The following is a 26,281-nucleotide window of genomic DNA, read 5'->3' on the forward strand; positions in this document are numbered from 1 at the left end:
GCGATAAAAAAAGGTTCGTTCAGATCCCTACTCCAAAAGTCGGGATAGGGCGGAGTACACCGGTCGATGTATCGTAGCGAACCGGTTGTCGCCTCTGGCTACAACTGCACCGACAGGAGAGCGATATGAGTTGGTCCGCCAAACAATACGTAGCTTTTGAAGATGAGCGCACGCGCCCGGCGCGTGATTTGCTGGCCGCCATCCCCGCAGTGGACGTCCAATCGGCAATCGACATCGGCTGCGGCCCCGGTAATTCCACCGAGTTGTTGGTGCAGCGTTTTCCCACTGCCGCGGTGCGAGGGGTGGACAGTTCAGCCGATATGATCGAGGCCGCCCGCAAGCGCTTGCCTGACCTGCGTTTCGACACTGCTGATATTGATACCTGGAACGAGACCGGCCCGTTCGACGTGATTTTCGCCAACGCGGTATTGCAGTGGCTGCCCGATCACGCCCGGTTGTTGCCGTCATTGGTGACCAGGCTTGCGCCCGACGGTAGCCTGGCGATTCAGATGCCCGACAACCTCAACGAACCGTCGCACAGGTTGATGCGCGAGGTCGCAGCGAACGGCCCTTGGGCTGACAAACTGGCAAGTGCGCCTGGCCTGCGAACGGAAATGGAGGATGCGAGTGGTTACTACTCGATGCTCCGTGCCCACTGCAGCCGGGTCGATGTGTGGCGCACCATTTACTACCATCCACTCGCGGACGGCGCATCGGGCGTGGTCGAGTGGTTCAAGGGCAGCGGTTTACGACCTTTTCTTGAGCCACTGAATGAGGCGGAGCGGGTGCAGTATCTCAAGCAGTATCTAACGGCGATCGAGAAGGCCTATCCGACGCTGAGTGATGGTTCGGTGCTGTTGCCGTTTCCGCGGTTGTTCATCGTGGCGACACGCTGACGTACAAAGGGACATGCGTGGCCGTTTGTCCCTTTGGTTGACCAACCTTCGAACCTTCAACCCTGCTGCAATACCTTGAGTGCCGCCGAGGCCAGAAACCCGGAGCGACTTTTCTCTTCCGGATGATGCAGTACGTATTCGTCGATGCGGTTGAGCAGATAGCCGGGCAGGGTGATGTTGAGTTTCTGGGCCTTGCCCAGGTATTTGGTGACATCGATGTCCACCACGGCCCATGTACATCCAGCGTACTGCGGATTGGCCGCATGCAGGGTCACTTTGTTGGCGGGCGGAATCGGCGATCCGTCTTCGGCCAGTATTTCGAAATGGCCTTCGATGGCTTCGCGAGCCATGGCCATGGCGTCATCCAGATCCTCCCCAGCGGAGAAACAACCCGCAATATCCGGTACTTCTACACCCCAAGCGTGTTCGTCATCGCCCATTGAAATTGCAATTGGGTAAAGCATGTTCGTCATCCTCTGAAGGCGCTGTCCATCGGCTCGTCAGAGCAGCGCCTGTTGCAAAATACTGATGGCCGTTTTTTTGAGCAGATCCTTTTTCGGATGAGGAACCGTTACCAGTCCCGGCTTGGTCGGATGCTTGAAATGGTGATGGCTCCCCTTGATTCGTACCAGATACCAGCCGTCTGCAACGATTTGGCTTATCAAAAACCGGCTATTCACATCACCTCCCTGTGGTGTGCTTGTGGTTACTATACCTACTGAAATTCACTAATCAACACTATAACCACCAGTTCATCCTGAGCACCGACGTGTTAGCGGCATGAAATGAGTCTAGGAGGGCATTTGGCGATGGCTTGAGAGAGGCCGGCCTTCTGTATTGCAGGGTTTTGCCGAGGAGCTGGAGGGCGAGGGGAAATCAAATTTGATGCCTAAAAGAACCGGCCATTTCTGACGGTGGAGAAAAACCTGTATAGCAGCCAGCCGGGCCTTCCTTATCAACCTCGCGGTTCAACCCGATGGAACTATACTTTTTACTGACTTTTGCCGCCCCGATGGGTGGTACTTGTCTGCCCTGCCTGGACGTCAGTGGCTGTTGCATAACCAGTGAGCAACAGGAATAGGATGAACAGAAATGGCAATAGCAATTATCCTGATACTAATCGTTATTGCCTCAGTACTGTTCCATTTACTTGCGCCTTGGCATGCGGCACCGCCAGCCTCCAACTGGGGGTCAATAGACACCACGCTGTTCATCACCCTGATCATTAGCGGAATATTTTTCATCGCTATCACGGTATTTATGGCGGTAGCCGTGATGCGTTATCGTCACAAGGAGGGTTCCAGGGCGCACTACCAGCCAGAAAGTAAAAAGTTGGAAACCTGGTTGATTATCGTGACCTCGGTAGGTATTGCCGCGATGTTGGCGCCAGGTCTGGTGGTTTACAATGATTTCATCCAAGTGCCGAAAAATGCTTATGAGCTTGAAGTGGTCGCCCAGCAGTGGCAGTGGGCCTTTCGTTTTGCCGGCCAGGACGGGAAGTTGGGTAAATCGGATATCAAGTTTGTTGATTTCACCAATCCCCTTGGCCTTGATCCCAAAGATCCTGTTGGGCAAGACGATGTGCTTATAAAAAATAATGAAGTTCGCCTTCCGCTCGATCAGCCAGTGAAAGTTTTACTGCGCTCTAAAGATGTGCTGCACAATTTTTATATTCCGCAAATTCGCAGCAAGATGGACATGGTGCCGGGGATGGTGTCGTACTTTTGGTTTACGCCGACCAAAACCGGGAAATATGAAATCCTTTGTGCTGAATATTGTGGCGTAGGTCATTACAACATGCGCGGCCAGATGATCGTGGAAGAGCAGGGCGCCTTCGATCAATGGCTGAACAGCCAACCGACTTTTGCACAGACATTAACGACAGCTGCCAAACCCAGTCAGGGCAGCGTGCTGGAAAAAGGCCGCCAGTTGGTCGAACAATACGGCTGCGGTGCCTGCCATAGCCAGGATGGCAGTACTCGTCTCGGCCCGGGATGGAAGGGGCTGTACGGCCGCACTGAACAGTTTGCCGATGGCACCAGTGCGCTGGTCGATGAGGCCTACCTGAAAGAGTCGATCCTCGATCCCAAGGCCCGACTTGTGCTGGGCTACCCGCCAGTCATGGTGGCCTATACTCTCACTGAAGATGAACTGGGTGCCATCGTCGCCCTGATCAAATCACTCGGTGCCGCGCAGCAAGAACCTTCTACCAGCGAAAAGCTGGACAGAGGTGACGACATGGCGACGCAAGGGCAGCGACTGGCCGAGTCGCTCGGCTGTCTGGCCTGTCACAGTGTCGATGGCAGCAAGGGAGTGGGCCCCACCTGGCAAGGCCTGTATGGCGAGACAGAACCCCTTACCGACGGAACGAATATCAAGGTCGATGAGGGCTATATAGAGGATTCGATTCTTAATCCCAACGCCAAAATCGTCAAAGGCTATGCAGCCGTCATGCCGGCCTTTGCTCCGAGTGATCAGGAGTTGAACGCACTGATCGCTTTTATCAAATCCAAAGCGAATGCCGACGCTGATGCGAGCAAGGCGGAGCCAGGGAAGTAGCCGTAAAGCAGCCAGGAATGCACCGAAACTTCGAACAGGAGGATGACGTGATGGCCTATGCGGAGCAAGCCGAAACAGAAGCACTGCACGAACCTAAAAGCTTCCTGACCAAATATATCTGGAGTCAGGACCACAAGGTCATAGCCATTCAATATTCCTTGACGGCTCTATTCGTGGGCGTTATCGCCGTGGTGTTGTCCGGCTTGATGCGCATACAGCTTGGCTTCCCCGGCACTTTGGAGTTCATGGACGCCAGTGCTTACTATCAGGCGATGACCATGCACGGCATGATCATGGTCATTTACTTGCTGACGGCCTTGTTTCTGGGTGGCTTCGGTAACTATCTGATCCCGCTGATGGTGGGCGCCCGTGACATGGTCTTCCCCTATGTCAACATGTTGAGTTTCTGGTTCTACCTGCTGGCGGTAGTGGTGTTGCTCTCCAGTTTCTTTGTCCCCGGCGGCCCCACCGGTTCGGGCTGGACGCTCTATCCACCACAGTCCATTTCTCAGGGAACACCGGGGGTCGAGTGGGGCATTGTCCTGATGCTCGTCTCACTGGCTATTTTTATTGTTGCAGCCACCATGGGCGGGTTGAACTACGTCACCACGGTGTTGCAGGCGCGCACGCACGGCATGACATTGTTTCGCATGCCGCTCTCCGTCTGGGGCATCTTCATGGCCTCGATCATGGCCTTGTTGGCCTTCCCGGCGTTGTTCGTCAGTGCGGTCATGATGCTGTTTGACAAGCTGTTGGGCACCAGCTTCTTTATGCCGGCAATGATCTCGCTGGGGCAGCAGATCGATCACCAAGGTGGCAGCCCCATATTATTCCAGCACTTGTTCTGGTTCTTCGGCCACCCGGAGGTCTACATCGTGGCTCTCCCCGCGTTTGGTCTGGTTTCCGACTTGATCAGCACGCATGCGCGTAAAAATATCTTCGGCTACCGAATGATGGTGTGGGCCATTATTGCAATTGGCGTACTCAGCTTTGTGGTCTGGGCGCACCATATGTATGTCAGCGGAATGAACCCGTACTTTGGCTTTTTCTTCGCCGTCACCACCTTGATCATCGCGGTGCCGACCGCACTGAAAGTCTACAACTGGGTGTTGACCCTGTGGCGGGGCGACATCCATCTGACCGTGCCAATGCTGTTTGCCCTGGCCTTTATCGTCACGTTCCTGGTCGGCGGTTTGACCGGATTGTTTCTCGGCAATGTGATCGTGGATATTCCGCTCTCGGACACCTATTTCGTCGTAGCGCATTTTCATATGGTCATGGGGGTCGCACCGGTATTGGTGGTGTTCGGCGGCATTTATCATTGGTTCCCGAAAGTAACCGGGCGCATGTTGAACGACACCCTGGGCAAGCTGCATTTCTGGATTACCTTTCTGGGCACCTACGCCATCTTCTTCCCCATGCACTACCTGGGTTTCCAGGGCATGCCACGCCGTTACTACGTCTATGAAAACTACGCGTTCATCCCGCAGTCGGCGCAAGAGTTGAATGCCTTCATTACGGTGATCGCATTGATCGTTGGCGTTTCCCAACTGCTGTTCCTGTTCAACCTGGCCTGGAGTGCATTCAAGGGCAAACCCGCAGGCAGTAATCCGTGGGGGGCGGCCAGTCTGGAATGGCAAACGCCGAACACCCCGCCGATACACGGTAACTGGGGAGCGAAGTTGCCGGTCGTGCATCGCTGGGCCTATGACTACAGTGTGCCGGGGATAGAACAGGATTTCGTTCCGCAAACGGTCTCCGCCGAGGAGCTGGAGCAGATGCGGCAACTGAGCGCCGGAACCAAGATAGCGGACGTTAAAACATGAAAAGGCTGCTATTGAGAAACGCCGACGGTGCAGACCCCGGCGGCAGTTGGAGTCGCGATCCTGGGGATACCACGGAGGGTGCCGATAGAAGCCAAATTGCAAGAGTGGGCCTGCGCTTGTTTCTGGTCGTGGTGAGTTCGTTGTTCTTTCTCTTCCTGTTCGCCTTTATTGCCCGTTCACAAATGGCCGACTGGCTCCCCCTGACAGACCCCTTGGCGCCGTTAGCCAATCTCTGGCAGCTATGGCTGAATTCGGCTTTTCTGGTATTGAGTTGCATCGCACTGCAGTGGTCGCGTATGGCCGCCCGGCAGGCTCGACTGGACGCGACGGTCATCGGTTTTGCATTGGGGGGCGTATTTGCCATTGCCTTTCTGGTGGGGCAACTCTGGGTCTGGCAGCAGTTTGTCGCCTGGGGCTACTTTGTCGCCAGCAATCCGGCCAACAGTTTTTTCTACTTGTTGACCGGCCTGCATGGGCTCCACCTGCTGGGCGGGCTGATAGCCTGGAGCATAATCGTCGCTAAATTCCTGCATCGCGTGCCGTTGGCGCAACTTGGCGTCAGCGTAGAGCTCTGTACCATCTATTGGCATTACTTGTTGGGTCTTTGGTTCGTGCTATTCGCTTTACTGGCCAGCACGCCGGAAACCTATGAAGCCATCGCCAGATTCTGCGGCCTGAGGTGAAAAGCCATGGCATCGCACCCACTCGCCCCAGGCGAATCCAGTTCATCCAATCCCCCAGACTCACCGCCTGAACCGGGATGGCAGGGCATCGCCAGCGACTGGGCCTCGGATAGAGAGGTCTTCAAGCAAGTCCCTTGGGGCAAGGCGATGATGTGGATATTCCTGCTCAGCGATACTTTTATATTCACCTGTTTTTTAACCGGCTACATGTCGGTACGCATGACCATCACCACCGCCTGGCCGAACCCCAGTGAAGTGTTCGCATTGACGATTGCCGGTAAGGAAATCCCGCTTATTTTGATCGCCATCATGACCTTTGTGCTGATCAGTAGCAGCGGCACCATGGCCATGGCCGTTAATTTCGCCTATCGCCGTGATCGCGCGAAAACCGCTGCCCTGATGCTGGCGACCGCGGCCTTGGGCGTGGCCTTCGTTGGCATGCAGGCATTTGAATGGACCAAGCTCATCGCAGAAGGGGTGCGTCCCTGGGGGAACCCCATGGGGGCGGCGCAATTTGGTGCCAGCTTTTTCATGATTACCGGTTTCCACGGGCTGCATGTGTCAATCGGCGCCCTCTACCTCAGCATTGTGGCGCTGAAAGTAATGCGAGGAGATTATGAGCGCTCCGGAAACTATCAGAACGTCGAGATAGCCGGGCTCTACTGGCACTTCGTGGATTTGGTGTGGGTGTTTATTTTTGCTTTCTTCTATTTATGGTAGAGGAGCACGGTGATGGCACATGCTCAGGGTCAACAACATCCAATCAGTTTGTACCTTAAAATCTGGGGGCTGTTATTCGTCCTCAGCACGTTGTCGTACCTTGTCGACTATTTCCAGTTCCATGGCTACCTTCGGTGGTCCCTGATTATCACGTTCATGTTGTTGAAGGCAGGTTTGATTGTCTCCATCTTCATGCACATGGCCTGGGAACGGTTGACCATGGTCTACGCCATATTGTTGCCACCTTTGTGTTTGCTGGTACTCGTCGGACTGATGGCCACCGAGGCAGACTATGTCTTCCTCAGCCGGGTCATTTCCTTCGGTCAATAAGCAGCTTCCGGATGGCCTTCAGTCTCCATGGCTAACCCGATATCACTCGCTTGAACTGGTGCCATTTGTGCTGCCAGGCCACTGTCCAGTGGGGAGCTGCCGTTCCCGTGCCGGCGACTGTCAGCGTTGGATGATGTTCGATTACCCGGTCCAATATCGGTTCCTGATCCGGTTCAACATCCACGAAGAAGATATGTTTTCCATCTTCTACCAGCTGTTTAAAATTGCGGAAGTGAGCGTTCGGCACCTGGATACCAAAAAAGCCGCCTTCCCAGATGCAGAAGCCAAATATAACAATGGCCAGGAAGATAAAAGGCACCCAGCCTGCGGCGGATTCGGTCCAACCCATCCAATAGGCGCCGCCAAGGACCAGCGCCGCGAGTGGCAATCCCACCACAGCACCAATCTCGCCAGAGTGAACAACATCCTGTTTCATTAACGAGTTGACCTCGTGGAGGTGATGTTCTTCAACATCAGCAACTTGTTCACTGAGCACATGAATTTGTTCGGTATTGATGCCGTTGGCTTCCAGTTCATTTTCAACGGCTTCGAGATCGTCGAGATTGTCACTGATGTAATAGTGCCGATTCATGCCACACCTCCCATCTCGTATTGGCTGTAGACCTCCTCTGTCTTGCAGCCGTTAACTGAGATTTGCAGTCGGTATCTGTGTCCGTGGGGAACGTTGCGCGCTTCATGCAATTTGAAGGAAGTATAGCATTCGCTAGCATGCGGGCCGGGCAACGTCAAGATCTGAGAGGTGGCAGGGCTTGGCCCAAGCCCCAAACCCCAGACACAAAAAAACCGGCCATCGAGGCCGGTTTTTTCTTTATCTGCATCCCCCGTCAAAAAACGACGTAAGACTGAAATCTGATTGGAGCGGGTGAAGGGAATCGAACCCTCGTTATCAGCTTGGGAAGCTGGAGTAATGCCATTATACGACACCCGCTCAGAGCGGCTGACTTTGTACCAGATGTGAGCGCGGATTTGAAGTTTTTCTTTATGCTCGATGGCTTTAGCACGGGTTAAACGAAAGCATCGACCGCGTGGCGGTCATTCGCGGGCAAGCCTCGCGCCTACAGAATTGCATCAGTGTTGCAGTAGGGCGGGGCTTGCTCGCGATGACTCTGTTTCAGATTGCCAATGCATGGTGGTCCTGGACGTAGTGGTAACGCGGCCGGCTTTCGTGTTGCGCCGGTTTCAGGAAGCCCAGCAGTGCGTTGCGGCTGTCTCGGCAGGCGGCTTTGTGCTCCATGTCGAGAAAGTGGCCGGTGGCCTGCAGGGTACTGAAGGTGCTGTGCTGCACGTGGCCAGCGAACAGCTTGGCATCGGCGGCGGCGGTGTACTCGTCCCATTCGCCGTTCATGAACAGCACTGGCACGTTGATTTTCTTCGCCGCGTTCAGGTAGCACTGACGGTCGCTGTGGAGTACGTCGCTGATGTGAAAATGCATCTGCCCGTATTCATGTTCGGCCAATGAACTGACGTGACGGTAGTTGAAGCGCTTGAACAGCGAGGGCAAGTGTTTGCCGATGGTGCTGTTCACCAGGTCACCGACCCGGTTACCGTCCCGGCTGCCGAGATAATCGACACCGCGCTCAAGGTAGTCGAGCATGTGCTCGTTGACCACCGGCGAGAACGAGCTGATCACAGCCTTTTCGATGCGCCGTGGCTGTTGGGCGAGGGCGACGAGCGTGGCGGCGCCACCAAAGGAAAACGACAGCACGTGCTCGGCGGCGAAGTGGTCGATCAGCTCGAGGAGGATCTGCCCTTCGATTTCCTTGGTGAGCATTTTCTCATGCAGGTTGTGGGCCTTGGACTTGCCCGCGTAGGGCTGGTCGTAGCACACCACATTGAACTCTGGGTAAAGGTTTTTCACGGTCTGTGCAAACGACGCAGTCGTGGACATCGAGCCGTTGACCAGAATGATGGTCTTCTCTGCGGCGTCTGCGCGATAGAACTCCGTGTAGACCCGATACTGACCCTGTATATCCAGCACAGCGATTTCTGGCCTCATGTCATAAGACTCCTGGCAAGCGGGTATGCGCGCAAATCAGATTGCACGAGCTTTGTGACAGGTAGGCATACGCCTGGAATTTTTGAAGGCCCATGTCGATCCATTGAAAGCCGGTCGACGGGTATTGTTATAAGCGGGCAGTTTGCCGGGGGAAGGCGGAACCTTAGGGTTCTCTGCCGGCAAAAAGTTTCTTAGAGTAGTTTTGTGACTCGTCGGTCACGTTTCGCGCCGACGTCCTGATTCAAGCAGCGGTCACGTCATCGCGCAAGTATCTTTCGCAAATTTTTCGATAACTTCTGCTGAGCGGTCGTCCGCTTAGATCAATCGGATCTCTTCGTTGCTCAACGACCGGTATTCGCCGGGCTTCAACCCATCGTCGAGCACCAGTGGCCCCATGCGTTCGCGGTGCAGTCGCAACACCTTGTTGTCGAAGTGGCCGAACATCCGTTTGACCTGATGATAGCGGCCTTCGACGATGCTCAGGCGCGCAGATTTTGGCCCGAGCACGACCAGTTCGGCCGGTTGTGTGGTGAGGTCTTCGAAGGCGAAATACAGCCCTTTGGCAAAGGTGACCGCGTATTCGGCAGTGATGTCCTGCTCGGTCTCGACGTAGTAGACCTTGGGGAGTTTGGTCTGCGGTTGGGTCAGGCGTCGCGACCAGCTGCCATCGTTGGTGATCAGCATCAGGCCGGTGGTGTTGAAGTCCAGGCGACCGGCGATGTGCAGGTCGTCCCTGTCCGGTTCATCGATCAGGTCGAGCACCGTCGGGTGTTGTGGGTCGCGGGTGGCACTGACGCAACCGGGTGGTTTGTGCAGCATGAAGTAGCGGGCCGGCTTGCCAACTTGCAGCACCTCGTCGTCGACTTCCACGCGGCTGAACTCAAGCACCTCGGCGTGAGGGTCGCTGACGACTTCTCCGTCGACCCTGACGCGTTTTTCCACCAGCAACAGGCGTACCTGCTTACGGTTGAAGCGGGGCAGGTTGCTGAGGAAGCGGTCAACGCGCATGGCTAGGGTTCGGTGGGTGGATTCGATGGGAGAGCGCCGCGCATCTTACGTGATCGGCCAAGCGGCTGCTTGCAACTGCATCTCGACCTGGGCGCAGGCCGGGCACAGGCAGGACTTGTCGCGCAGTTCGGCGGGCAACGCCTGAAGCACCGCCGGATCGATGCTGACGCCGTAGCACCAGCAGGCGCGATCGACGGTTCGCGGGTCAGCCAGGCTGCAGTCGTTGGAGGCACCACAGGCCGGGCACAGGTCAGGTTTATTCATGAAGGAGCATCGGTTACGAGGAGCATTCGGTGACGGCCGGTTGGTTTGGCCCGAGACCGCGCATGATCGGCCGGCAAGCACTCCTGCGCAAGCCGGCGACCCTGAAAATCAACGACGATCGTTCAAATACGCACGCCACCCGCCCAAATGACTGATATCCACCGCCCCCTCCAGCCCATAGGGCTCACAGATAAACCCGCTCTCCCAACGCCCATCCGCCAGTTGCACTTTGCCCAACCCCAGCGGCGCCGGAATCCCGGTCAGGAATGAACCCAACTCACTGCTCGGCAACTCCCACACTTCCACCGCAATCGCCACGCCGCCTTCTTTCACACGGACCATGCCGGGACGATACGGTGGACCGCCAGCCAGGGCATACAGTTGATAGTCGGCAGAACTGTGAGTCGCTTCGACCAGCCGCGCTCCACGCTGCTTGAGTTGCCAGTTCAGCGCCAGCCCATCCAGGTGCGCGCCGCAGACCACCAGCCGTGCGCGATCATTGCGCGCAACATGTGTCGGCGCAGGCGCGGCCAACCCTTGCTGGCGTTGCAAGGCATCCGCCACGCTCAACAGATACTGATCAGTGAACGCCCGGCCGAACAATGTCACGCCCCATGGCAAACCATTGCCCATGAATCCGCTGGGCACGGCGACGGCGGCGTAATCGAGCAGGTTCATGAAGTTGGTGTAGTAGCCCAGTTCCGAGTTGCGCAGCACCGGTTCGGCCGCAAGCTCCGCCCGTGTCACCGGGCGGCCGATGGTTGGCGTGACCACGCAATCAAGGCCTTCCAGGGCTTTGTCGCACAGCGCTTTCAAGGCCTGCAGACGGTATTGGGCACGGAAGGTTTGCACGCCGGTTACCGCTGGAGCTTTGGCCAGCACGGCGCGAATCACCGGCAGCACGGCTTGAGGATGTTGTTCCATCAACTCGCCGGCCACGCTGTAACGCTCGGCCACCCACGGCCCCTCGTAGAGCAACCGCGCCGCTTCGAGAAACGGCGACAAATCCAGTTCGACCGCCTCGCAGCCCATGGCTTTGAGCTGGTCGATGGCATCGCCGAACAGCAACGGGCCTTCAGGACAGCCAAAGAACGCCAGATCCTGCGCACGGGGCACGCCGAAACGAAATGGACGTGGTGTGCCGAAAGCCGAGCCGTCATTCCACAGCGGATTACTGCGGCTGTATTCGTCCCGTGGATCGAGATGAGCGGTGAGCGCGAGCAACTGACTGGCTTCCCGGGCCGTGGCCGTGAAAGTCGTGACGCAATCGAGCGTTCGACAGGCCGGAACCACACCGGCAGTGGAGATCAGCCCTTTGCTGGCTTTCAAACCGACCAGATTGTTCAATGCCGCCGGCACGCGACCGGAGCCTGCCGTGTCCGTGCCCAGGGAAAAACTCGCCACCCCGAGAGCCACCGCCAGTGACGACCCGGCGCTGGAACCGCCCGACGGATACTCCGGCAACACGCTGTTTGGGCAAGCGCCATAGGGCGAGCGGCTGCCATTGAGGCCAGTGGCGAACTGGTCGAGGTTGGTCTTGCCCAACGGGATAGCACCCAGCGCCAGCAGTTGCTCGACGATGGTTGCCGAGCGTTCCGGCACATAAGCAAACGCCGGACACGCCGCCGTGGTGGGAATGCCCGCCAAGTCGATATTGTCCTTGATCGCGAACGGTACGCCGTACAGCGGCAGGCTGCCTGGGTCACGATCGTCGAGTGCGGCGAGGTACGGTTCCAGTTCCAGGGCGCTGAGCAAATGGATGAACAGGTGATAGTCCGGGTTCAGTGCCGCGGCTTTTTCACGCAGGTTCAGCAGCAGTTGCCGAGGCGTAGTGCTGCCGTCACGGTAAGCGTTGCGCAGGGCGTCGAGTTGCAGATTGATGTTCATGGCGTTAATCCTTTTTTAATGGCTTGAGTCGAGTTCCAGCACCACCACACGTTGCCCGGCACGCACTGCCGAACCCGGTTGCACGCGAATCTCGCGCACCACGCCCGCCATGGGCGCGAGCAGCGGGATTTCCATCTTCATCGACTCCAGAATCACCAGCACATCCCCCGCCGCGACCCGGCTGCCAGCCTGCACCTGAACCTGCCAGAGGTTGCCGGCGATGTGGCTGTCGACACTCCGTTGACCACTGGCCAGCGGTGCATCTTCGGTCACTTCCGGGGCCAGCTCTTCGCTGTCGAAGTGCGCCTGACCGCTGGCGATCCAGCGTTCGCGCTCGGCATTGAACGCGCCTTTTTGCTGATCCCGAAAGGCTGCGATGCTCTCAGCTTCCTTGGTCAAGAACGCCTGGTAATCCGCGAGATTCAACTGGCTGTGTTCGATGTTCAGATCAAAGCGCCCCAGCGGGAAATCCCGACGAATGCGCAGCAGTTCATCGGCGCTCACCGGGTAGAACCGGATCTGGTCGAAGAAGCGCAGCAGCCACGGTTTGCCATCGAACGCGGCGACTTCGCGATAGCGATTCCACATCTGCAGCGTGCGACCGACGAACTGATAACCGCCGGGGCCTTCCATGCCGTACACGCACATGTAGGCGCCACCAATGCCTACCGAGTTTTCCGCGGTCCAGGTGCGGGCCGGGTTGTACTTGGTCGTCACCAGGCGATGCCGAGGATCGAGCGGGGTGGCGACCGGTGCGCCGAGGTAGACGTCGCCCAGGCCCATTACCAGATAGCTGGCGTCGAACACTGTGCGCTGCACTTCGTCGAGGTTCGGCAGGTCGTTGATGCGGCGGATGAACTCCAGATTGCTCGGGCACCAAGGCGCGTCCTTACGCACGGTGGTCATGTATTTCTCGATCGCCAACTGGCAGGCCGGGTCATCCCAGGACAGTGGCAGATGGACGATGCGCGAGGGCACTTGCAGGTCCTTGGCGGCGCACACGGCGTCCCATTCACCGGCGACAATGCCCAGCAGATCGGCCAGCGGCAGCTGCTCGGGTTGGTAGTGCACTTGCAGCGAGCGGATGCCCGGCGTCAGGTCGATCACGCCGTGCAGGTGTTTGCTTTCCAGTGCCTGCATCAACGCGTGAGCGCGAAAGCGCAGAACAAGGTCCAGCTCGGGGGCACCGATTTCCAATAACAAATGAGTGTCGCCGGACAGTCTCGCAACCAGCCTCGTTTCGTCCTGGCCCAAATCCAACACCACAGGCGACGCAATCCCCTGTGGGAGCTGGCTTGCCTGCGATGAAGTTGATGCGGTGTCTGGTCGGGCCTCATCGCAGGCAAGCCAGCTCCCACAGGAATCCCATTTCAACGCGAGATTGCGCGCGGTCTTGAGGTCGACTGCGATGAACTGAACCTTATCCCCAGCCTTGAGCTGACCCAGCTGCCAAAGGTCCGCCTCGATCACCGTCACCGGGCAGACAAAACCACCGAGGCTCGGGCCATCGGGACCGAGGATCACGGGCATGTCGCCGGTGAAATCCACCGCGCCAATCGCGTACGGATTGTCATGAATATTCGACGGATGCAATCCCGCTTCACCACCGTCGGCCCGCACCCATTCAGGCTTCGGCCCGATCAACCGCACACCGGTGCGGCTCGAGTTGAAGTGCACTTCCCACTGCGTGGCGAAGAAGGTAGCGATGTAGTTTTCAGTGAAGTATTCCGGCGCGCCATGCGGACCGTAGATCACCCGAATACGCCGCATGCTCGACAACTCGCTGATCTGAACTTCAGCCAGTGATTGACCAGCACTTCGGTCGATCAAGGCAGGCACATGTAACACATCGCCAGCGCGCAACGCACGGCCACCATGCCCACCAAACTGACCGAGCGTGAACGTACTCTTGCTGCCCAGATAATCCGGCACTTGCAGACCGCCGCGCAGGCACAGGTAGCTGCGTGCGCCTGCACCGCCAAGGGTGCCAAGGCTCAAAGTGGCACCGGCGGGAATCAGCAGTGCCGTGTTCATCGCCACGGTTTCACCATTCAACGTCAGTGGAATCACCGCACCGGTGACGGCCACCACCGCATCACAATTGAAGCGCAATAACGGACCGCTCATGGTGATTTCCAGCGCCGCTGCACCTTCATCGTTCCCCAGCAAGCGATTGCCCAGACGCAGTGCCCGGTTGTCCATCGGTCCCGACGGCGGCACGCCCACCGCCCAGTAACCGAGGCGTCCGGGATAGTCCTGAACGCTGGTCTGGGTGCCAGCGCTAAGCACTTCAAAGGTGTTGGCTTGATAGACCAGGCCTTCCAGGCAACAGGTCCACGGCTGGCCACTGGCAAAGGGAGCATCGAGCAGAATCTGGCGTAGGTAATCGCGGTTGGTTTCCACGCCATACAGCAGGCTGTCACCCAGAGCCTGATGCAGATCGACGCGCGCTTCTTCGCGAGTCGGCGCCCAGCTGATGACCTTGGCGATCATCGGATCGAAGTACGGCGGGATCTCACAACCGGCCTCGACCCACGTGTCGATGCGCAGGTGTTTCCCATCGGCGGCAGGGAAGTTCACGGCAGTGAGCAGACCGGGACTCGGCTGGAAATCCCGACCCGGATCTTCGGCATAGAGTCGTGCCTGAATGGAATGGCCGCAGGCTTTCAATCCTTGACTCAACGTGCGCAGCGGCGGCAAATCACCGGCCGCCAGTTCCACCATCCAGCGCACCAGATCTACGCCCCACACTTGTTCGGTGACGCCGTGCTCTACCTGTAAACGGGTATTCACTTCAAGAAAATAGAAATGCTGGGCATCGCTGTCGAAGACGAATTCCACAGTGCCCGCGCTGCGGTAATTCACCGCTGTGGCCAGTTTGATCGCCGCGGCACAGAGTTCGTCAGCCATGCCCTCGGGCAGGTTCGGCGCCGGGGTTTCCTCGAGGACTTTCTGGTTGCGCCGCTGCACCGAACAGTCGCGCACGCCGAGGGCAATGACCTCACCCTGGCCGTCGCCGAACACCTGCACTTCCAGATGCCGAGCGCGTTGGATGTACTTTTCGATGAACACGCCGGCGTCGCTGAAATTGTTCTGACCAAGGCGTTTGACGGCTTCGAACGACTCGCTCAATTCGCCGGCGCTGCGGCACACGCGCATACCAATGCCGCCTCCGCCGGCGGTGCTTTTGAGCATCACCGGATAGCCGACCTGCTCGCCTGCTATCAACGCTGCGTCGAGGCTGTCGAGCAGCTCGGTACCTTCGAGCATTGGCACGCCGTGTTGCTTGGCCAGTGCGCGTGCGGTGTGCTTGAGGCCGAACACCCGCAGTTGCTCTGGTGTAGGGCCGATGAAGGCGATGCCGGCCGCTTCGCACGCTTGGGCGAATGCAGCGTTTTCCGAGAGAAAACCATAACCGGGATGGATCGCGGTGGCACCGGTGGCTTTTGCGATGGTGAGGATTTTATCCACGGCCAGATACGTGCCGGCTGCCGCGCCTTCACCGAGGCAGTGGGCCTCAGAGGCTTGCAGAATATGCAGGCTGGCGGCGTCGGCTTCGGAGTAAACCGCGACGCCCTTGACCTGCAATTCACCGAGGGTGCGCAGGATGCGGCAGGCGATGGCGCCACGGTTGGCAATGAGAACTTTTTTGAACATGGCATGACCCCTGGAGGCGATAACGCATCAGCCTCGACCTGGGATGCGGGCCGTCCCGCAGTTTTTCGAAAGGCGCCGAGGTCGTCCTCGGCGGCAGAATTAACTCCCAAACACCACCGAACCCTTGTGGGAGCGAGCTTGCTCGCGATGGCGTCGGAACTTTCAAAATCGATGTCGACTGACACACCGCTATCGCGAGCAAGCTCGCTCCCACAGGTTTCAGTGGTGTTTTGGCTGTTTGAGGCACTGGCCGGAACGGGCTTGGCAGAACGCAAACAACCATCTACGTAAACGCGAAAATTTCAGTTCCATACCAGCACCTCCGCAGGCGTCGGGTTGTAGGCGTTGCACGGGTTGTTCAGTTGTGGGCAGTTGGAGATCAGTACGATCACGTCCATCTCGGCCCGCAGGTCGACGTATTTGCCCGGTGCCGAAATCCCGTCTTCGAAGGTCAGGCCGCCGTCGGCCGTCACCGGCACGTTCATGAAGAAGTTGATGTTCGGCCCGATGTCCCCCTTGCCCAGCCGACCATCGTGGACACAGGCGCGCAGGTAGTTGTCGCGGCAGCTGTGCATGTAGCGTTTCTCCAGCGCATAACGCACGGTGTTGCTCTCTTGGGCGCAGGCACCGCCGAGGGTGTCGTGACGGCCGCAAGTGTCGGCGACGATGGTCAGCATCGGTTTGCCGAGGTTGGAATAGAGCACGCTGCCGGTGCTCAGGTAGACGCTGTTCTGCCGACGTAACGTGCGTTGTACGTCGTAGCGCTCCTTCGGGTTGGCAACGCTGTAGAACAAGGTGTCGACCGCCTGATTGCCTTCAAGGTCGAGGATACGCAGTGTCTGACCGGCTTTGACTTCCATCAGCCAGGGTTCGCCGGCGGGGATGGTGGCGCGGTAGATCGCGGTTTCAGGCAGCTGTTGAGCGGTGGCGATAGCGAGTGACATGGCAGCGATCCTCAGGCGAACAGACGGTCGGTATTGATGAAGCCGCGCTCGTTTTCCAGGCGCGAGGTGCGGCAGTGTTCGGCGACACTCGCATCGGCGTTCATCCAGCTGAGCTTCAGCGGTTTGGGTGCGTACTCAGGCGCCGGGTCCATCGGATGTTGCAGCGCAGTGAGTACCACCAGGGTGTCCATCGGCGCGTACAACTCGATGTAATCACCGGCCTTTGAGTTGCCTTCGACGAAGTGGAAACGCCCGGCCTCATCGACGTTCACGCGGCTGAACAGGTTGAGGGTCATCAACAGATCGGACAGGCCCAGACCCCACTTGCCCAGTTCCACCAACAGGTTGTCGGTGCCGTTGCGGAAGAAACCGTTGCGCAGTTCCTGATAGCGGCCCGCGCCGTACTTTTGCGCGACCTCTTCAGCGCACAGCACGCCGCCGAGGCTGTCGCTCCAGCCGCAGGTGTCGGCGGTGATTGCCGCCAACACGCGGCCCATGTCCGAGTACAGGCAATGGCCAGTGGTGAGCTTGGCGGTGTGTTGGCATTTGAGGCTGTCGGGCAGGTTCAGGCGTTCGGTTTTTTCGTTGGCGTTGAGCAGCGTCAGGCTGACGTTGGCACCGCCGCGCAGGTCGGTCAGGCGCATTAATTGGCCGCGTTTCAGAACGAAGGAACGATGGCCGCCGCCGGGGAGCATTTCTTCGGCGAAGGGCGCAAATAGTTGAGTCGAGTCAGTCATGTGTAAATTCCTCTAAGCGATGCGAGGCGACCCTGCCAACTGAGGCAGCAGGGCGTCGACAGCGGCGCGATTGGCGCGGCGGTCGCTGTTCAAAGGGATGTCGTAAGTGATGCGTGCGCCATAGGCACCGGGGGCATGCGGGTCGATACGGACCTTGTCAAATACCAGCAAACGGGTGCCGAGGCTGAAACCTTCGGACAGGTCATGGGTGACCATGAACACCGTCAGCTGCGTCTCGCGCCACAGCTCCAGCAGCAAGCCGTGCATGTCCTTGCGGATGCCCGGATCGAGCGCGCCGAACGGTTCGTCGAGCAGCAGCACGCGCGGTTTCATGATCAATGCCTGGGCGATTGCCAGCCGTTGTTGCATACCGCCGGAGAGCTGCGCCGGGTACTTGTCCAGCGAGTGTCCGAGGCCGACTTTGTGCAGCAATACCGAGGCTTGTTCTTGCGCGTCTTTTTTTGCGCTGCCGAACAACCGGCCCAGCAACGGGGAGCGCGGCAGTTCGAGGCCGAGGGCGACGTTGTCCAGAACTGTCAGGTGCGGGAACACCGAGTAGCGCTGGAATACCACACCACGGCTGGCATCCGGTTCGCTGGCCAGGGCCTGGCCGTCCAACAGAATCTCGCCGCGACTGGCGCGGTCCTGGCCCAGCAGTAGCCGCAGGAAAGTCGATTTCCCGCAACCTGACGCCCCGACGAGTGTGCAGAACTCACCTTCGTTGACGTTCAGGTTCAGACCTTCGAGCACTACCTGATCGGCGTATTGCTGCCAGACGTTTTTCACTGTGATGAAGCTCATGCGCGGGCCCCCTCATACCAAGGGAACGCCCGTTGGGTCAGGCGCTTGAGGCCCCAATCCATCAACCAGGCGAGCAGGGTGATCCAGACCACGTATGGCAGGATTACGTCCATCGCCAAGTAACGGCGCACCAGAAAAATTCGATAGCCGAGACCATCGGTGGAGGCGATGGCTTCTGCGGCAATCAGGAACAACCACGCCGAACCCAGCATCAGCCGCAGCGAGATCAACAGGCGCGGCAACAATTGCGGTAGCACCACACGCAGCATCAAGGTCCAGGTCGAAGCGCCAAGCGTCTGTGCCTTGATCAGCAACTCGACGGGAATTTCCCGGGCTCGCTGTTCCAGGTCACGGGCCAGGCATGGGGTGATCCCGATCACGATCAGCATCACTTTCGACAACTCCCCCAGCCCGAACACGATGAACAGCATCGGCAGGATCGCCAGCGGCGGCACCATCGACAGCACGGTGAGTACCGGCGACAACGGTGCGCCGAACAGCGGCAGGGTCCCGGCGGCGATGCCCAGGCACAGCCCGGCCAACGCGCTGATGCCAAGGCCGATGGCCAGTCGGCGAAGGCTCGAGGCAGTGTCTTGCCAGAGCAGGTATTCACCGGAGCGGGTGTCGGCGGTGAAGGCGAGGCGTTTCACCGCATCGGTCATCTGCACGGCACTGGGCAGCAGTTTGTCGTTGGGGTTGTCCATCAGCCGATCGGCCGAGCCCATGAAGTAGGCGAACAACACCAGGGCGAACGGCAGAATCACCAACAGCAGGCGACTCGGACGATCCGGGTGGCGATTGATCAGGCGCATGGCCCAGTCCTCCGTTATTACAACGTGGAGTCGGCAGCCATCTGCACGTAGCTCGGATCGAAGCGCAGCTTGAGGTTGGTCTTGTCGCCGCTGGTCACGCCATTGGCGAAAGCCATGCCGATGGCGCTGGTGTCCTTGGCGCCTTCACCCAGCAAGCCGTGCTGAAAGGAAAACTCGGCGACCTTGCGCATGGTGTCGGGCAGTTGCTTGCTGGTGGCGAATTCCAACGCTTCTTTGGGTGTGGCAAACAATTTGGTGGTATCGAGTTGCGCTTGGAAACCAGCGAGGTCAGTGCCCGACGCTTTGGCCATGTGTTCGAGGGCAGCTTTGCTGGCGGCGTTTTTGGCGTTCATCAACTCCACCACTTCAAACCACGCACCGGTCAGCGCTTTGCCCAGGGCCGGGTTGTCTTTGAGAGTCGCGCTGTTGACCACCATCATGTCCATGATTTCGCCGGGAACCTGGCTGGAGTTGAAAACTTCGGTCACGCCGGGTTTGGCCTTGATGTCCGAGAGCATCGGGTTCCAGGTGGTGACGGCGTTGACCTGGTCGGTGTTGAAGGCGGCCGAAATGTCGGCGTCGGAGGTGTTGACCACTTTCAAGTCTTTCTCGGTGAGGTCCACCGAATCGAGCGCCCGGGCCAATAGGTAGTGGGACACCGAGAGCTCCACCAGATTGACGTCCATGCCCTTGAGGTCGGCGACTTTCTTGCCTTCGCCTTTGAGCACAATGCCGTCGTTGCCGTTGGAGAAGTCGCTGACGATCAGGGCCGTGCTGTCGACGCCACCGGCAGCCGGAATGGTCAGCGCATCCATGTTGGTCATGGTGCACCCGTCGAACTGGCCGGCGGTGTATTGGTTGATGGATTCGACGTAATCGTTGAGCTGCACCACATCGATTTTGATGCCGTACTTTTTCGCCCATTTGTCGACGATGCCTTGGCTGCCCGCGTATTCCCAAGGCATCCAACCGGCGTAGATGGTCCAGCAGACGCTGAAGTGGTCTTTCTGTGCAGCTTGAGACGAGACGCTCACGAGGGCTGCGAAAGCAGTGGCGAGCAGGGTGGGTAAACGAAGCTTGAGCATGGTGGTTCTCCAGTTGATCAAGGGCGGACAGGAAGGCAGCGGCACCGTGAACGGTGGCTTGTCTCCCGGGCTTTTGTCCCGCCGTGTAACCTCAACTGGAGGTCGCCAACTCTCGGACCAGCCACTCGCCTAAGCGAGCCGGAACCCTAGTCAGCCATTGCAAATTGTGGTGCCGCGAACCTGTGATGACTCCTGCACGCCTTTGGCTAAGCGAGAGCCGTGCCAAGTCGGCTTGAGCCCTCTAGCTTGGGCATCGAGGAAAAGGGAGGGATAAACAAGCAGCATGCCCTGCCTTGTCATGGTGCATTGGCGCATGTCTATGCACCGTAGATGGACGCAGTGGCCGCTGATCTGAAGGCCAGACGCTGTCTGGCACTCGGTGCCGGTTTGAAAGTCAAAACAGATGTCAGTCGACTGCTGTTGCAGGTCTTCCAGGAGGCCTCCATGTTCTGTCAAACAAAGCTGCGTCGAATATTGCTCAGTGTGTTTTTTGGTTTGGGCCTGTCCGGCTGTTACTACTACGCAGGCTCGGGCGATTTCTACCCGACCCCTTATTACTACCCCGGTTATTACTACTCACCTTACTACTACGGCGGCCCGCGTTTTTACGGGGGTTATCGTTACTATTATTTCAGTGGTCCCCGTCATCACCATCGCGGCGGACACCATCGCGGGCACCGTTAACCGGTTCATGAATACAACAGCGCGTCTGGCTTACGGACGCGCTGTTTTCTTGTGGGCTGGATGAAAAACCTTTCATCGGCTACTTGTTTCAACGTGTTGCAAGGACGCACCAGATTCCGATTTCACTGTCTGATATTTCGACAGTCGCCGAACCATTGACTGTCGCCTGCCAGCGTCGCTGGTGTGGTTCACTCGCGGTCCAGGAGGCCGCCATGCTCTGTCAAAAACAGATCCGCCAAATTCTGCTGATTGGTCTATTGGGATTGTCTCTTGGTGCGTGTGTGCCCTATTCCGATGGAGGAGCCAGCTACTACCGTTCCGAGGTCTACACGTCCCCAGCGCCGTATTATTCCGGTGGCGGGGCTTACTACTCCGATGGACGTTACTACTCGGCCCCGCGCAGGTATTACTCGCCACCTGCTCGGTATTACCAGCCAACGCCGCGTTATTACCATCAGCCGCGGATTTATCAACCGGCCCCGCGCTATTACCAGCCGGCGCCACGAGCAGACTACCGGGTCTACCAGAATCGCGGATGGGATCGTCATGACCGCAGAGGTTGGGACGGTCATCACCGGGGCGGTTGGGACGGCCGGAATCGAGGCGGCCGGGGCGATGACTATCGAGGCCACAGGGATCGCCGTGACGGAAGAGGCGATCACCGCAATCGCGGCGATCACGATGGCCGAGGCGGCCACCGTTAACCGCTCAATAAAAGGCGGCGCATGAAGCGCCGCTTTTTTATGCTCGAATTTTCAGTATTCCGATAGATCGGCCAGAGGATGCCGGCCTTCCCAGACCTTATGGAAATGCGCCTCCACCGCCGCCTCCGGCACAGTATTGATGTCCGGCCAATGCCAGCGAGGTTTCTGGTCCTTGTCGATCAACCGCGCTCGCACGCCTTCGCTGAACTCCGGATGCCGGCAGCAATTGAGGCTCATGGTGTATTCCATCTGAAAGACTTGAGCCAGCGATAGATGCCGGGCGCGAACGATCTGTTCCCACACCAGATGAGCGGTCAGGGGCGAGCCTTCAGTCATGGTTCTGGCGGCACGAGCGAGCAGCGGGTCGCAATGATCGTGTAGCGCACTGATGGCCTTCCAGGCGCATTGAACGTCGCTGACATCCAACAGTTCGTCGATCTGCTCGCGTCGAGGCAGCCACTGCGCTTCAGGCATTTGCGCGATCGCTTCCTGCTGCAAGGCCTTGAGCAGGCTGTTGAGCTGCATGGCTGTCTGTTCCTGCCAGTTCAATTGCAGCAAACCTTCGAGCAGCTCATGCTGTTGATCATCGCGCAGGAAGCGGTCGGCGAGGTCCAGATCGATCGCATCACGACCGTTCATCGGGGCGCCGGTCAGGCCGAGAAACACTCCGAGCTTGCCGGGCAACCGCGACAGAAACCAACTGGCGCCGACGTCAGGGTACAAACCGATGCCAATTTCCGGCATCGCCAACCGGCTGCTCGGCGTAACGATCCGGATACTCGCCCCTTGCAGCAGCCCCATGCCGCCGCCCAGCACGTAACCATGACCCCAGCAGATCAGCGGTTTCGGGTAGGTGTGCAGGTTGAAGTCGAGGCGGTATTCTGCCGCAAAGAAGTGCGCAGCCAAGGGCGGCACTTCGCCGGGATGGGCGCGACAGGCCTCCACCAGGCTGCGTACTTCGCCGCCGGCGCAAAAAGCCTTGGCGCCATTGCCGCGCAGCAGCACGCAAACGATCTGTGGCTCCTTGGCCCAGACGTCCAGTTGATCGCGCAGGGCGTTGATCATCGGCAAGGAGAGGGCATTAAGGGATTTTTCGGCATCCAGGCTGGCGATGCCGATACGTGCGCCGTCGGTGCCGGTGAGTTCTTCGAAGTGCAGATTCATCGTGACCTCGATCGGGAAATTGAGCGTTCAGTATGATCGCTCTTTAGGAAAGTGCCGGATCTGCGTCAGATCAATTGACAAGCGAGATAGGGTTTCCTAGGGTTCGCCCCATTGTTTTTGCCGGATGTAACCATGACTGCTGACGACCGTATCAAACTCGAATCGAGCTGGAAGGAGGCACTGCGTGCCGAATTCGACCAGCCGTACATGGCAGAGTTGCGCACATTTCTGCAACAGGAGCGCGCGGCGGGCAAAGAGATCTATCCACCCGGACCGATGATTTTCAACGCGCTCAATTCCACGCCGCTGGACAAGGTCAAAGTGGTCATTCTAGGTCAAGACCCTTACCACGGCCCGGGTCAGGCCCATGGGTTGTGCTTCTCGGTGCAACCGGGCGTGCCGGCACCGCCGTCGCTGGTGAACATCTATAAAGAGTTGAAGCGCGACCTGAACATCGACATTCCCAACCATGGCCACTTGCAGAGCTGGGCAGAGCAGGGCGTGTTGATGCTCAATACCACCATGACCGTGGAACGCGCGAATGCCAATGCCCATGCGGGCAAGGGCTGGCAATATTTTACCGACCGGGTTATCGAAGTGGTCAGCGAGCACCAGCCACATCTGGTGTTCCTGCTATGGGGCGCGCATGCCCAGAGCAAGCAGAAACTCATCGACGCCACCAAACACCTGGTACTCACCTCCGTCCACCCGTCGCCGCTGTCCGCCTATCGCGGTTTCCTCGGTTGCGGGCATTTCAGCCGGGCGAACAAGTTTCTGGAACAGAATGGCGAGACGCCGATCGAGTGGCGGTTGCCGGCGGTCTGAAGATTGTGGCGAGGGGGCTTGCCCCCGTTGGGTCGCGTAGCGGCCCCAAAACCGGCCACACCGAATTCCTCAGATTTTACGACTGCTTCGCAGCCGAACGGGGGCAAGCCCCCTCGCCACAGGACTCATATCAGGGCGAATCCGGCTCCCGGTTCCAATACCGAAACAACGGTTCCGCCAGAAACAACACAAACAACAATCGCATCACCTGCATCGCCGTCACCAACGGCACCGACAATTGCAGGGTCTCCGCTGTCAGGCTCATCTCGGCAATCCCGCCGGGCATCATGCCCAGTGTCAGCGAACGCAGATCCAGATGGGTCAGCGCACTCAAACCCAATGCCGCCAAAGTGGCGATCAACATGGTCAACACCGTGCCAAGCAGGGTTCGGCCCATGAAGGACGGTGCCCGCCGAAAGAACTGCCGATTGAAGTGACACCCCAACCCGCTGCCGATCAGCCACTGGCCAATCTGACTGCCGCCGTTGGGCAGACCGATGTGCAGGTCCCAAGCAATGCTTACCGCTGCACTCACCAGCAACGGCCCGAACAGCCAGGGGTTAGGTTGACGCAATCGTTGCCAGATCCAGGCGAGCAGGGCGCCCGCCGGAAACAAAATCGCCAGCCAACGCCAATCGACGCTGCCGGCATGGGCGATCGGCGTACCGTCGCCCAGTAAATATTTGAACGCAGCTGGCACACATAGCACCACCACCAGCACCCGCAAACTCTGCCCCGCCGCGACACGGCTGAGCACCGCGCCGTTGCGGGCGCCGAGATTGACCATCTCCCCGGAGCCGCCAGGCATGCTGGAAAAGAACGCGGTGGCGCGATCTTCCCCGGTGCGCCGCATCAACCAGACCCCGACCACCGCGGACAGGCTGGTGACCAACGCACCGAAGAAGATCAAACCGAAGTGGCTCAACACCTGCTCCATCACCCCCGGGGTGAAGTGCAGACCGATGCCGATGCCGACGATCCACTGGCCGCACTTGCGGCCGCCAGGGATTTCCGCCAATTGCCAGGGCGTCAGACAGCGCACCAGGATGATCGCCAGCAACGAGCCGACCATCCACGGCAGTGGCCAGCCGATCTGGCTGGCGAGGTAACCGCCCAGCAGACCGACCAGCGGGGTTCCCCACCAGCTTTTGAAGGGGGTCCTATCAGACATCGGCGATAGCGCGCCGGGCGACCGAACGTTTGCGCCAGATACGCAGCAGCGGCATCAGCAACATGATTGCAGTCAGTACCCAGCAACCGAACGTGATCGGGCTCGACCAGAGGATTTCCAGTGCTCCGTTGGAAATCGACAGGGCGCGACGCAGGTTTTGTTCCATCAGACCGCCGAGGATGAAGCCCAGCAGCACGGGCGACAACGGGAAGTCTAGCTTGCGCAGGATGTAACCGAAGATACCAATACCGATCATCAGGAACAGGTCGAACGTGGTGGCATGCACCGCATAGACACCGATCCCGGTAATGATCGCGATCACTGGCACCAGCGCCCAGTTCGGCACGGCGAGGATGCGGGTGAAGATGCGGATCATCGGGATGTTGAGGATCACCAGCATCACGTTCGCCACGAACAACGACGCGATCAGGCCCCAGACGATATCCGGTTGTTGTTGAAACAACAGCGGTCCCGGGGTGATGTTGTACAGCGACAGCGCGCCGATCATCACCGCCGTGGTACCCGAACCCGGAACGCCGAGGGTCAGCATCGGCACCAATGCACCGCAGGCTGCACCGCCGATGGCGGTTTCCGGAGCCGCGAGGCCACGCATGTCGCCTTGTCCGAACGTGCCCTTGGCGCCGGCGATACGTTTCTCGGTCATGTAGGCCACAGCACTGGCCAATGTCGCGCCGGCACCCGGCAACACCCCCATGATGAAACCCAGCACACCGCAACGGATGTTCACCACGAACACTGCCGCGGCTTCCTTGAAGTTGAACATCATGCGCCCGGTGGCTTTCACCGCTTCCTGGCCGTGATGGGTTTTTTCCAGCAGTAGAAGGATTTCGCTGATGGAGAACAAACCCAATACCAGCACAACGAACTGAATGCCGTCCGTCAGGTGAATGTTATCCCCGGTGAAACGGTATACGCCGCTATTGGCGTCGATCCCGACGCTCGACAGAAACAGACCGATCAGCGCTGCAATGAAGGTCTTGAGCGGTCGATCACCGGCCATGCCGCCGAGACAGACAATCGCAAACACCATCAGCACGAAATACTCCGCCGGTCCGAAGGCAATCGCCCATTTCGCCAGCAACGGAGCGAACAGCACCATGCCGCACGTCGCGATGAACGCACCGATGAACGAACTCCACGCCGACAGTGACAGCGCTACACCAGCCAGGCCTTTGCGAGCCATCGGGTAACCGTCGAGGGTGGTCATGACGGTGGAGGCTTCGCCCGGAATGTTCAGCAGGATCGAGCTGATCCGGCCGCCGTATTCGCAACCCAGGTACACCGCCGCCAGCAGGATCAGCGCCGACTCCGGCGGCAGGCCAAGGGCGAACGCGATCGGAATCAGCAACGCCACGCCGTTGATCGGACCCAGCCCCGGCAACAGCCCGACGACGGTACCGATCAGGGTGCCGCACAGCGCGGTCACCAGGTTGTACGGGCTCAGCGCGACGCCGAAGCCCTGACCCAAATAGCCAAGAGTATCCAT

At 58.7% G+C, this 26,281-nt stretch carries 25 protein-coding genes, 1 tRNA gene and 1 riboswitch; of the genes, 9 read left to right on the forward strand and 17 right to left on the reverse strand.

All coding sequences use genetic code 11. The features are described from left to right. The first annotated feature begins 125 nt into the window (after positions 1-125). A complete protein-coding gene (gene tam / locus NHU87_RS18720; RefSeq protein ID WP_253551482.1) occupies positions 126-896 on the forward strand; it encodes a trans-aconitate 2-methyltransferase in 771 nt (256 codons plus the stop codon). Positions 897-952: 56 nt separating this feature from the next. Here tam and NHU87_RS18725 read toward each other — a convergent pair whose 3' ends face one another. Further along, the gene (locus NHU87_RS18725) at positions 953-1,360 is read right to left on the reverse strand and encodes a type II toxin-antitoxin system HicB family antitoxin (protein WP_253551483.1); all 408 of its coding nucleotides are present in this window, start codon (positions 1,358-1,360) and stop codon (positions 953-955) included. A 36-nt stretch (positions 1,361-1,396) separates the two neighbouring features. Then, on the reverse strand, positions 1,397-1,576 hold the full coding sequence (locus NHU87_RS18730) for a type II toxin-antitoxin system HicA family toxin (protein ID WP_048394018.1): 180 nt from the start codon (positions 1,574-1,576) through the stop codon (positions 1,397-1,399). A 412-nt stretch (positions 1,577-1,988) separates the two neighbouring features. Here NHU87_RS18730 and NHU87_RS18735 point away from each other — a divergent pair, with 412 nt between their 5' ends. The 5 genes from NHU87_RS18735 to NHU87_RS18755 are packed head-to-tail and all read left to right on the forward strand — an operon-like array spanning position 1,989 to position 7,014. Then, on the forward strand, positions 1,989-3,455 hold the full coding sequence (locus NHU87_RS18735) for a cytochrome c oxidase subunit II (RefSeq protein WP_253551484.1): 1,467 nt from the start codon (positions 1,989-1,991) through the stop codon (positions 3,453-3,455). A gap of 50 nt (positions 3,456-3,505) precedes the next feature. Next, positions 3,506-5,281 (forward strand): cytochrome c oxidase subunit I, encoded by a 1,776-nt coding sequence (ctaD, locus tag NHU87_RS18740; protein ID WP_253551634.1) that lies wholly within the window; start codon positions 3,506-3,508, stop codon positions 5,279-5,281. Further along, complete coding sequence (locus NHU87_RS18745; RefSeq protein WP_253551485.1) at positions 5,278-5,964, forward strand: cytochrome c oxidase subunit 3; 687 nt, start codon at positions 5,278-5,280, stop codon at positions 5,962-5,964. The genes ctaD and NHU87_RS18745 overlap by 4 nt, the downstream gene beginning before the upstream one ends. Positions 5,965-5,970: 6 nt before the next feature. Beyond that, the gene (locus tag NHU87_RS18750; protein WP_253551486.1) at positions 5,971-6,684 is read left to right on the forward strand and encodes a heme-copper oxidase subunit III family protein; all 714 of its coding nucleotides are present in this window, start codon (positions 5,971-5,973) and stop codon (positions 6,682-6,684) included. A gap of 12 nt (positions 6,685-6,696) precedes the next feature. Beyond that, positions 6,697-7,014 carry a cytochrome C oxidase subunit IV family protein gene (locus NHU87_RS18755; RefSeq protein ID WP_253551487.1) on the forward strand — a complete coding sequence of 106 codons (318 nt, stop codon included), beginning with the start codon at positions 6,697-6,699 and terminating at the stop codon, positions 7,012-7,014. A gap of 31 nt (positions 7,015-7,045) precedes the next feature. On the opposite strand, the gene NHU87_RS18760 is transcribed toward NHU87_RS18755, so the two are convergent. From NHU87_RS18760 to NHU87_RS18815, 12 genes are all read right to left on the reverse strand, one after another. Next, positions 7,046-7,606, reverse strand: a complete 561-nt coding sequence (locus NHU87_RS18760) for a magnesium transporter (RefSeq protein ID WP_253551488.1) — start codon at positions 7,604-7,606, stop codon at positions 7,046-7,048. A gap of 283 nt (positions 7,607-7,889) precedes the next feature. Then, positions 7,890-7,963, reverse strand: a tRNA-Gly gene (locus tag NHU87_RS18765). A gap of 183 nt (positions 7,964-8,146) precedes the next feature. Beyond that, the gene (locus NHU87_RS18770; RefSeq protein ID WP_253551489.1) at positions 8,147-9,031 is read right to left on the reverse strand and encodes an alpha/beta fold hydrolase; all 885 of its coding nucleotides are present in this window, start codon (positions 9,029-9,031) and stop codon (positions 8,147-8,149) included. A gap of 315 nt (positions 9,032-9,346) precedes the next feature. Further along, a complete protein-coding gene (locus tag NHU87_RS18775; RefSeq protein WP_253551490.1) occupies positions 9,347-10,039 on the reverse strand; it encodes a pseudouridine synthase in 693 nt (230 codons plus the stop codon). A 45-nt stretch (positions 10,040-10,084) separates the two neighbouring features. Continuing rightward, on the reverse strand, positions 10,085-10,303 hold the full coding sequence (locus NHU87_RS18780) for a cysteine-rich CWC family protein (RefSeq protein WP_052964783.1): 219 nt from the start codon (positions 10,301-10,303) through the stop codon (positions 10,085-10,087). A 108-nt stretch (positions 10,304-10,411) separates the two neighbouring features. Further along, a complete protein-coding gene (gene atzF, locus NHU87_RS18785) occupies positions 10,412-12,190 on the reverse strand; it encodes an allophanate hydrolase (protein WP_253551491.1) in 1,779 nt (592 codons plus the stop codon). 15 nt (positions 12,191-12,205) lie between these two features. Continuing rightward, on the reverse strand, positions 12,206-15,847 hold the full coding sequence (gene uca, locus NHU87_RS18790) for an urea carboxylase (RefSeq protein WP_253551492.1): 3,642 nt from the start codon (positions 15,845-15,847) through the stop codon (positions 12,206-12,208). Between the two features lie 302 nt (positions 15,848-16,149). Beyond that, positions 16,150-16,791: an urea amidolyase associated protein UAAP2 gene (locus tag NHU87_RS18795; protein WP_253551493.1), complete on the reverse strand. Its 642-nt coding sequence runs from the start codon at positions 16,789-16,791 to the stop codon at positions 16,150-16,152. Positions 16,792-16,802: 11 nt separating this feature from the next. Next, positions 16,803-17,528 carry an urea amidolyase associated protein UAAP1 gene (locus NHU87_RS18800; protein WP_253551494.1) on the reverse strand — a complete coding sequence of 242 codons (726 nt, stop codon included), beginning with the start codon at positions 17,526-17,528 and terminating at the stop codon, positions 16,803-16,805. Between the two features lie 12 nt (positions 17,529-17,540). Beyond that, positions 17,541-18,329 carry an ABC transporter ATP-binding protein gene (locus NHU87_RS18805; RefSeq protein ID WP_253551495.1) on the reverse strand — a complete coding sequence of 263 codons (789 nt, stop codon included), beginning with the start codon at positions 18,327-18,329 and terminating at the stop codon, positions 17,541-17,543. After that, positions 18,326-19,141, reverse strand: coding sequence for an ABC transporter permease (locus NHU87_RS18810; protein ID WP_253551496.1), 816 nt, complete (start codon positions 19,139-19,141; stop codon positions 18,326-18,328). Before NHU87_RS18810 ends, NHU87_RS18805 begins: the two co-directional genes overlap by 4 nt. 17 nt (positions 19,142-19,158) lie before the next feature. Next, positions 19,159-20,226 carry a putative urea ABC transporter substrate-binding protein gene (locus NHU87_RS18815; protein WP_253551498.1) on the reverse strand — a complete coding sequence of 356 codons (1,068 nt, stop codon included), beginning with the start codon at positions 20,224-20,226 and terminating at the stop codon, positions 19,159-19,161. A 60-nt stretch (positions 20,227-20,286) separates the two neighbouring features. Beyond that, a riboswitch (guanidine-I (ykkC/yxkD leader) is annotated at positions 20,287-20,387 on the reverse strand. Positions 20,388-20,670: 283 nt separating this feature from the next. Between NHU87_RS18815 and NHU87_RS18820 the strand changes: the two genes are divergently transcribed. Then, positions 20,671-20,910: a hypothetical protein gene (locus NHU87_RS18820; protein WP_253551500.1), complete on the forward strand. Its 240-nt coding sequence runs from the start codon at positions 20,671-20,673 to the stop codon at positions 20,908-20,910. 212 nt (positions 20,911-21,122) lie between these two features. Next, positions 21,123-21,614 carry a hypothetical protein gene (locus NHU87_RS18825; RefSeq protein WP_253551503.1) on the forward strand — a complete coding sequence of 164 codons (492 nt, stop codon included), beginning with the start codon at positions 21,123-21,125 and terminating at the stop codon, positions 21,612-21,614. Positions 21,615-21,665: 51 nt separating this feature from the next. Here NHU87_RS18825 and NHU87_RS18830 read toward each other — a convergent pair whose 3' ends face one another. After that, entirely contained in the window at positions 21,666-22,778 is a 1,113-nt protein-coding gene (locus NHU87_RS18830; protein ID WP_253551505.1) for an enoyl-CoA hydratase/isomerase family protein, read from the reverse strand. A 132-nt stretch (positions 22,779-22,910) separates the two neighbouring features. On the opposite strand from NHU87_RS18830, the gene ung reads away from it, so the two are divergent. Then, a complete protein-coding gene (gene ung, locus NHU87_RS18835) occupies positions 22,911-23,603 on the forward strand; it encodes a uracil-DNA glycosylase (RefSeq protein WP_253551506.1) in 693 nt (230 codons plus the stop codon). A 130-nt stretch (positions 23,604-23,733) separates the two neighbouring features. Here the strand turns inward: ung and NHU87_RS18840 are convergent, their stop codons facing one another. Then, on the reverse strand, positions 23,734-24,774 hold the full coding sequence (locus NHU87_RS18840; RefSeq protein WP_253551507.1) for an AbrB family transcriptional regulator: 1,041 nt from the start codon (positions 24,772-24,774) through the stop codon (positions 23,734-23,736). Continuing rightward, positions 24,767-26,281, reverse strand: a complete 1,515-nt coding sequence (locus tag NHU87_RS18845; protein WP_253551508.1) for a tripartite tricarboxylate transporter permease — start codon at positions 26,279-26,281, stop codon at positions 24,767-24,769. The genes NHU87_RS18840 and NHU87_RS18845 overlap by 8 nt, the downstream gene beginning before the upstream one ends.

It is taken from the genome of Pseudomonas mandelii, assembly GCF_024138395.1.
Taxonomy (GTDB): domain Bacteria; phylum Pseudomonadota; class Gammaproteobacteria; order Pseudomonadales; family Pseudomonadaceae; genus Aquipseudomonas; species Aquipseudomonas mandelii_E.

Coding starts and splice junctions, on each gene's coding strand:
- NHU87_RS18825 (WP_253551503.1), top strand. CDS start 21,123: ATGCTCTGTCAAAAACAGATCCGCCAAATTCTGCTGATTGGTCTATTG.
- NHU87_RS18830 (WP_253551505.1), bottom strand. CDS start 22,778: ATGAATCTGCACTTCGAAGAACTCACCGGCACCGACGGCGCACGTATC.
- NHU87_RS18780 (WP_052964783.1), bottom strand. CDS start 10,303: ATGAATAAACCTGACCTGTGCCCGGCCTGTGGTGCCTCCAACGACTGC.
- NHU87_RS18815 (WP_253551498.1), bottom strand. CDS start 20,226: ATGCTCAAGCTTCGTTTACCCACCCTGCTCGCCACTGCTTTCGCAGCC.
- NHU87_RS18735 (WP_253551484.1), top strand. CDS start 1,989: ATGGCAATAGCAATTATCCTGATACTAATCGTTATTGCCTCAGTACTG.
- NHU87_RS18725 (WP_253551483.1), bottom strand. CDS start 1,360: ATGCTTTACCCAATTGCAATTTCAATGGGCGATGACGAACACGCTTGG.
- NHU87_RS18800 (WP_253551494.1), bottom strand. CDS start 17,528: ATGACTGACTCGACTCAACTATTTGCGCCCTTCGCCGAAGAAATGCTC.
- NHU87_RS18805 (WP_253551495.1), bottom strand. CDS start 18,329: ATGAGCTTCATCACAGTGAAAAACGTCTGGCAGCAATACGCCGATCAG.
- atzF (WP_253551491.1), bottom strand. CDS start 12,190: ATGAACATCAATCTGCAACTCGACGCCCTGCGCAACGCTTACCGTGAC.
- NHU87_RS18840 (WP_253551507.1), bottom strand. CDS start 24,774: ATGTCTGATAGGACCCCCTTCAAAAGCTGGTGGGGAACCCCGCTGGTC.
- NHU87_RS18810 (WP_253551496.1), bottom strand. CDS start 19,141: ATGCGCCTGATCAATCGCCACCCGGATCGTCCGAGTCGCCTGCTGTTG.
- NHU87_RS18845 (WP_253551508.1), bottom strand. CDS start 26,281: ATGGATACTCTTGGCTATTTGGGTCAGGGCTTCGGCGTCGCGCTGAGC.
- NHU87_RS18820 (WP_253551500.1), top strand. CDS start 20,671: ATGTTCTGTCAAACAAAGCTGCGTCGAATATTGCTCAGTGTGTTTTTT.
- NHU87_RS18775 (WP_253551490.1), bottom strand. CDS start 10,039: ATGCGCGTTGACCGCTTCCTCAGCAACCTGCCCCGCTTCAACCGTAAG.
- NHU87_RS18770 (WP_253551489.1), bottom strand. CDS start 9,031: ATGAGGCCAGAAATCGCTGTGCTGGATATACAGGGTCAGTATCGGGTC.
- NHU87_RS18750 (WP_253551486.1), top strand. CDS start 5,971: ATGGCATCGCACCCACTCGCCCCAGGCGAATCCAGTTCATCCAATCCC.
- ung (WP_253551506.1), top strand. CDS start 22,911: ATGACTGCTGACGACCGTATCAAACTCGAATCGAGCTGGAAGGAGGCA.
- ctaD (WP_253551634.1), top strand. CDS start 3,506: ATGGCCTATGCGGAGCAAGCCGAAACAGAAGCACTGCACGAACCTAAA.
- NHU87_RS18760 (WP_253551488.1), bottom strand. CDS start 7,606: ATGAATCGGCACTATTACATCAGTGACAATCTCGACGATCTCGAAGCC.
- uca (WP_253551492.1), bottom strand. CDS start 15,847: ATGTTCAAAAAAGTTCTCATTGCCAACCGTGGCGCCATCGCCTGCCGC.
- NHU87_RS18755 (WP_253551487.1), top strand. CDS start 6,697: ATGGCACATGCTCAGGGTCAACAACATCCAATCAGTTTGTACCTTAAA.
- NHU87_RS18795 (WP_253551493.1), bottom strand. CDS start 16,791: ATGTCACTCGCTATCGCCACCGCTCAACAGCTGCCTGAAACCGCGATC.
- tam (WP_253551482.1), top strand. CDS start 126: ATGAGTTGGTCCGCCAAACAATACGTAGCTTTTGAAGATGAGCGCACG.
- NHU87_RS18745 (WP_253551485.1), top strand. CDS start 5,278: ATGAAAAGGCTGCTATTGAGAAACGCCGACGGTGCAGACCCCGGCGGC.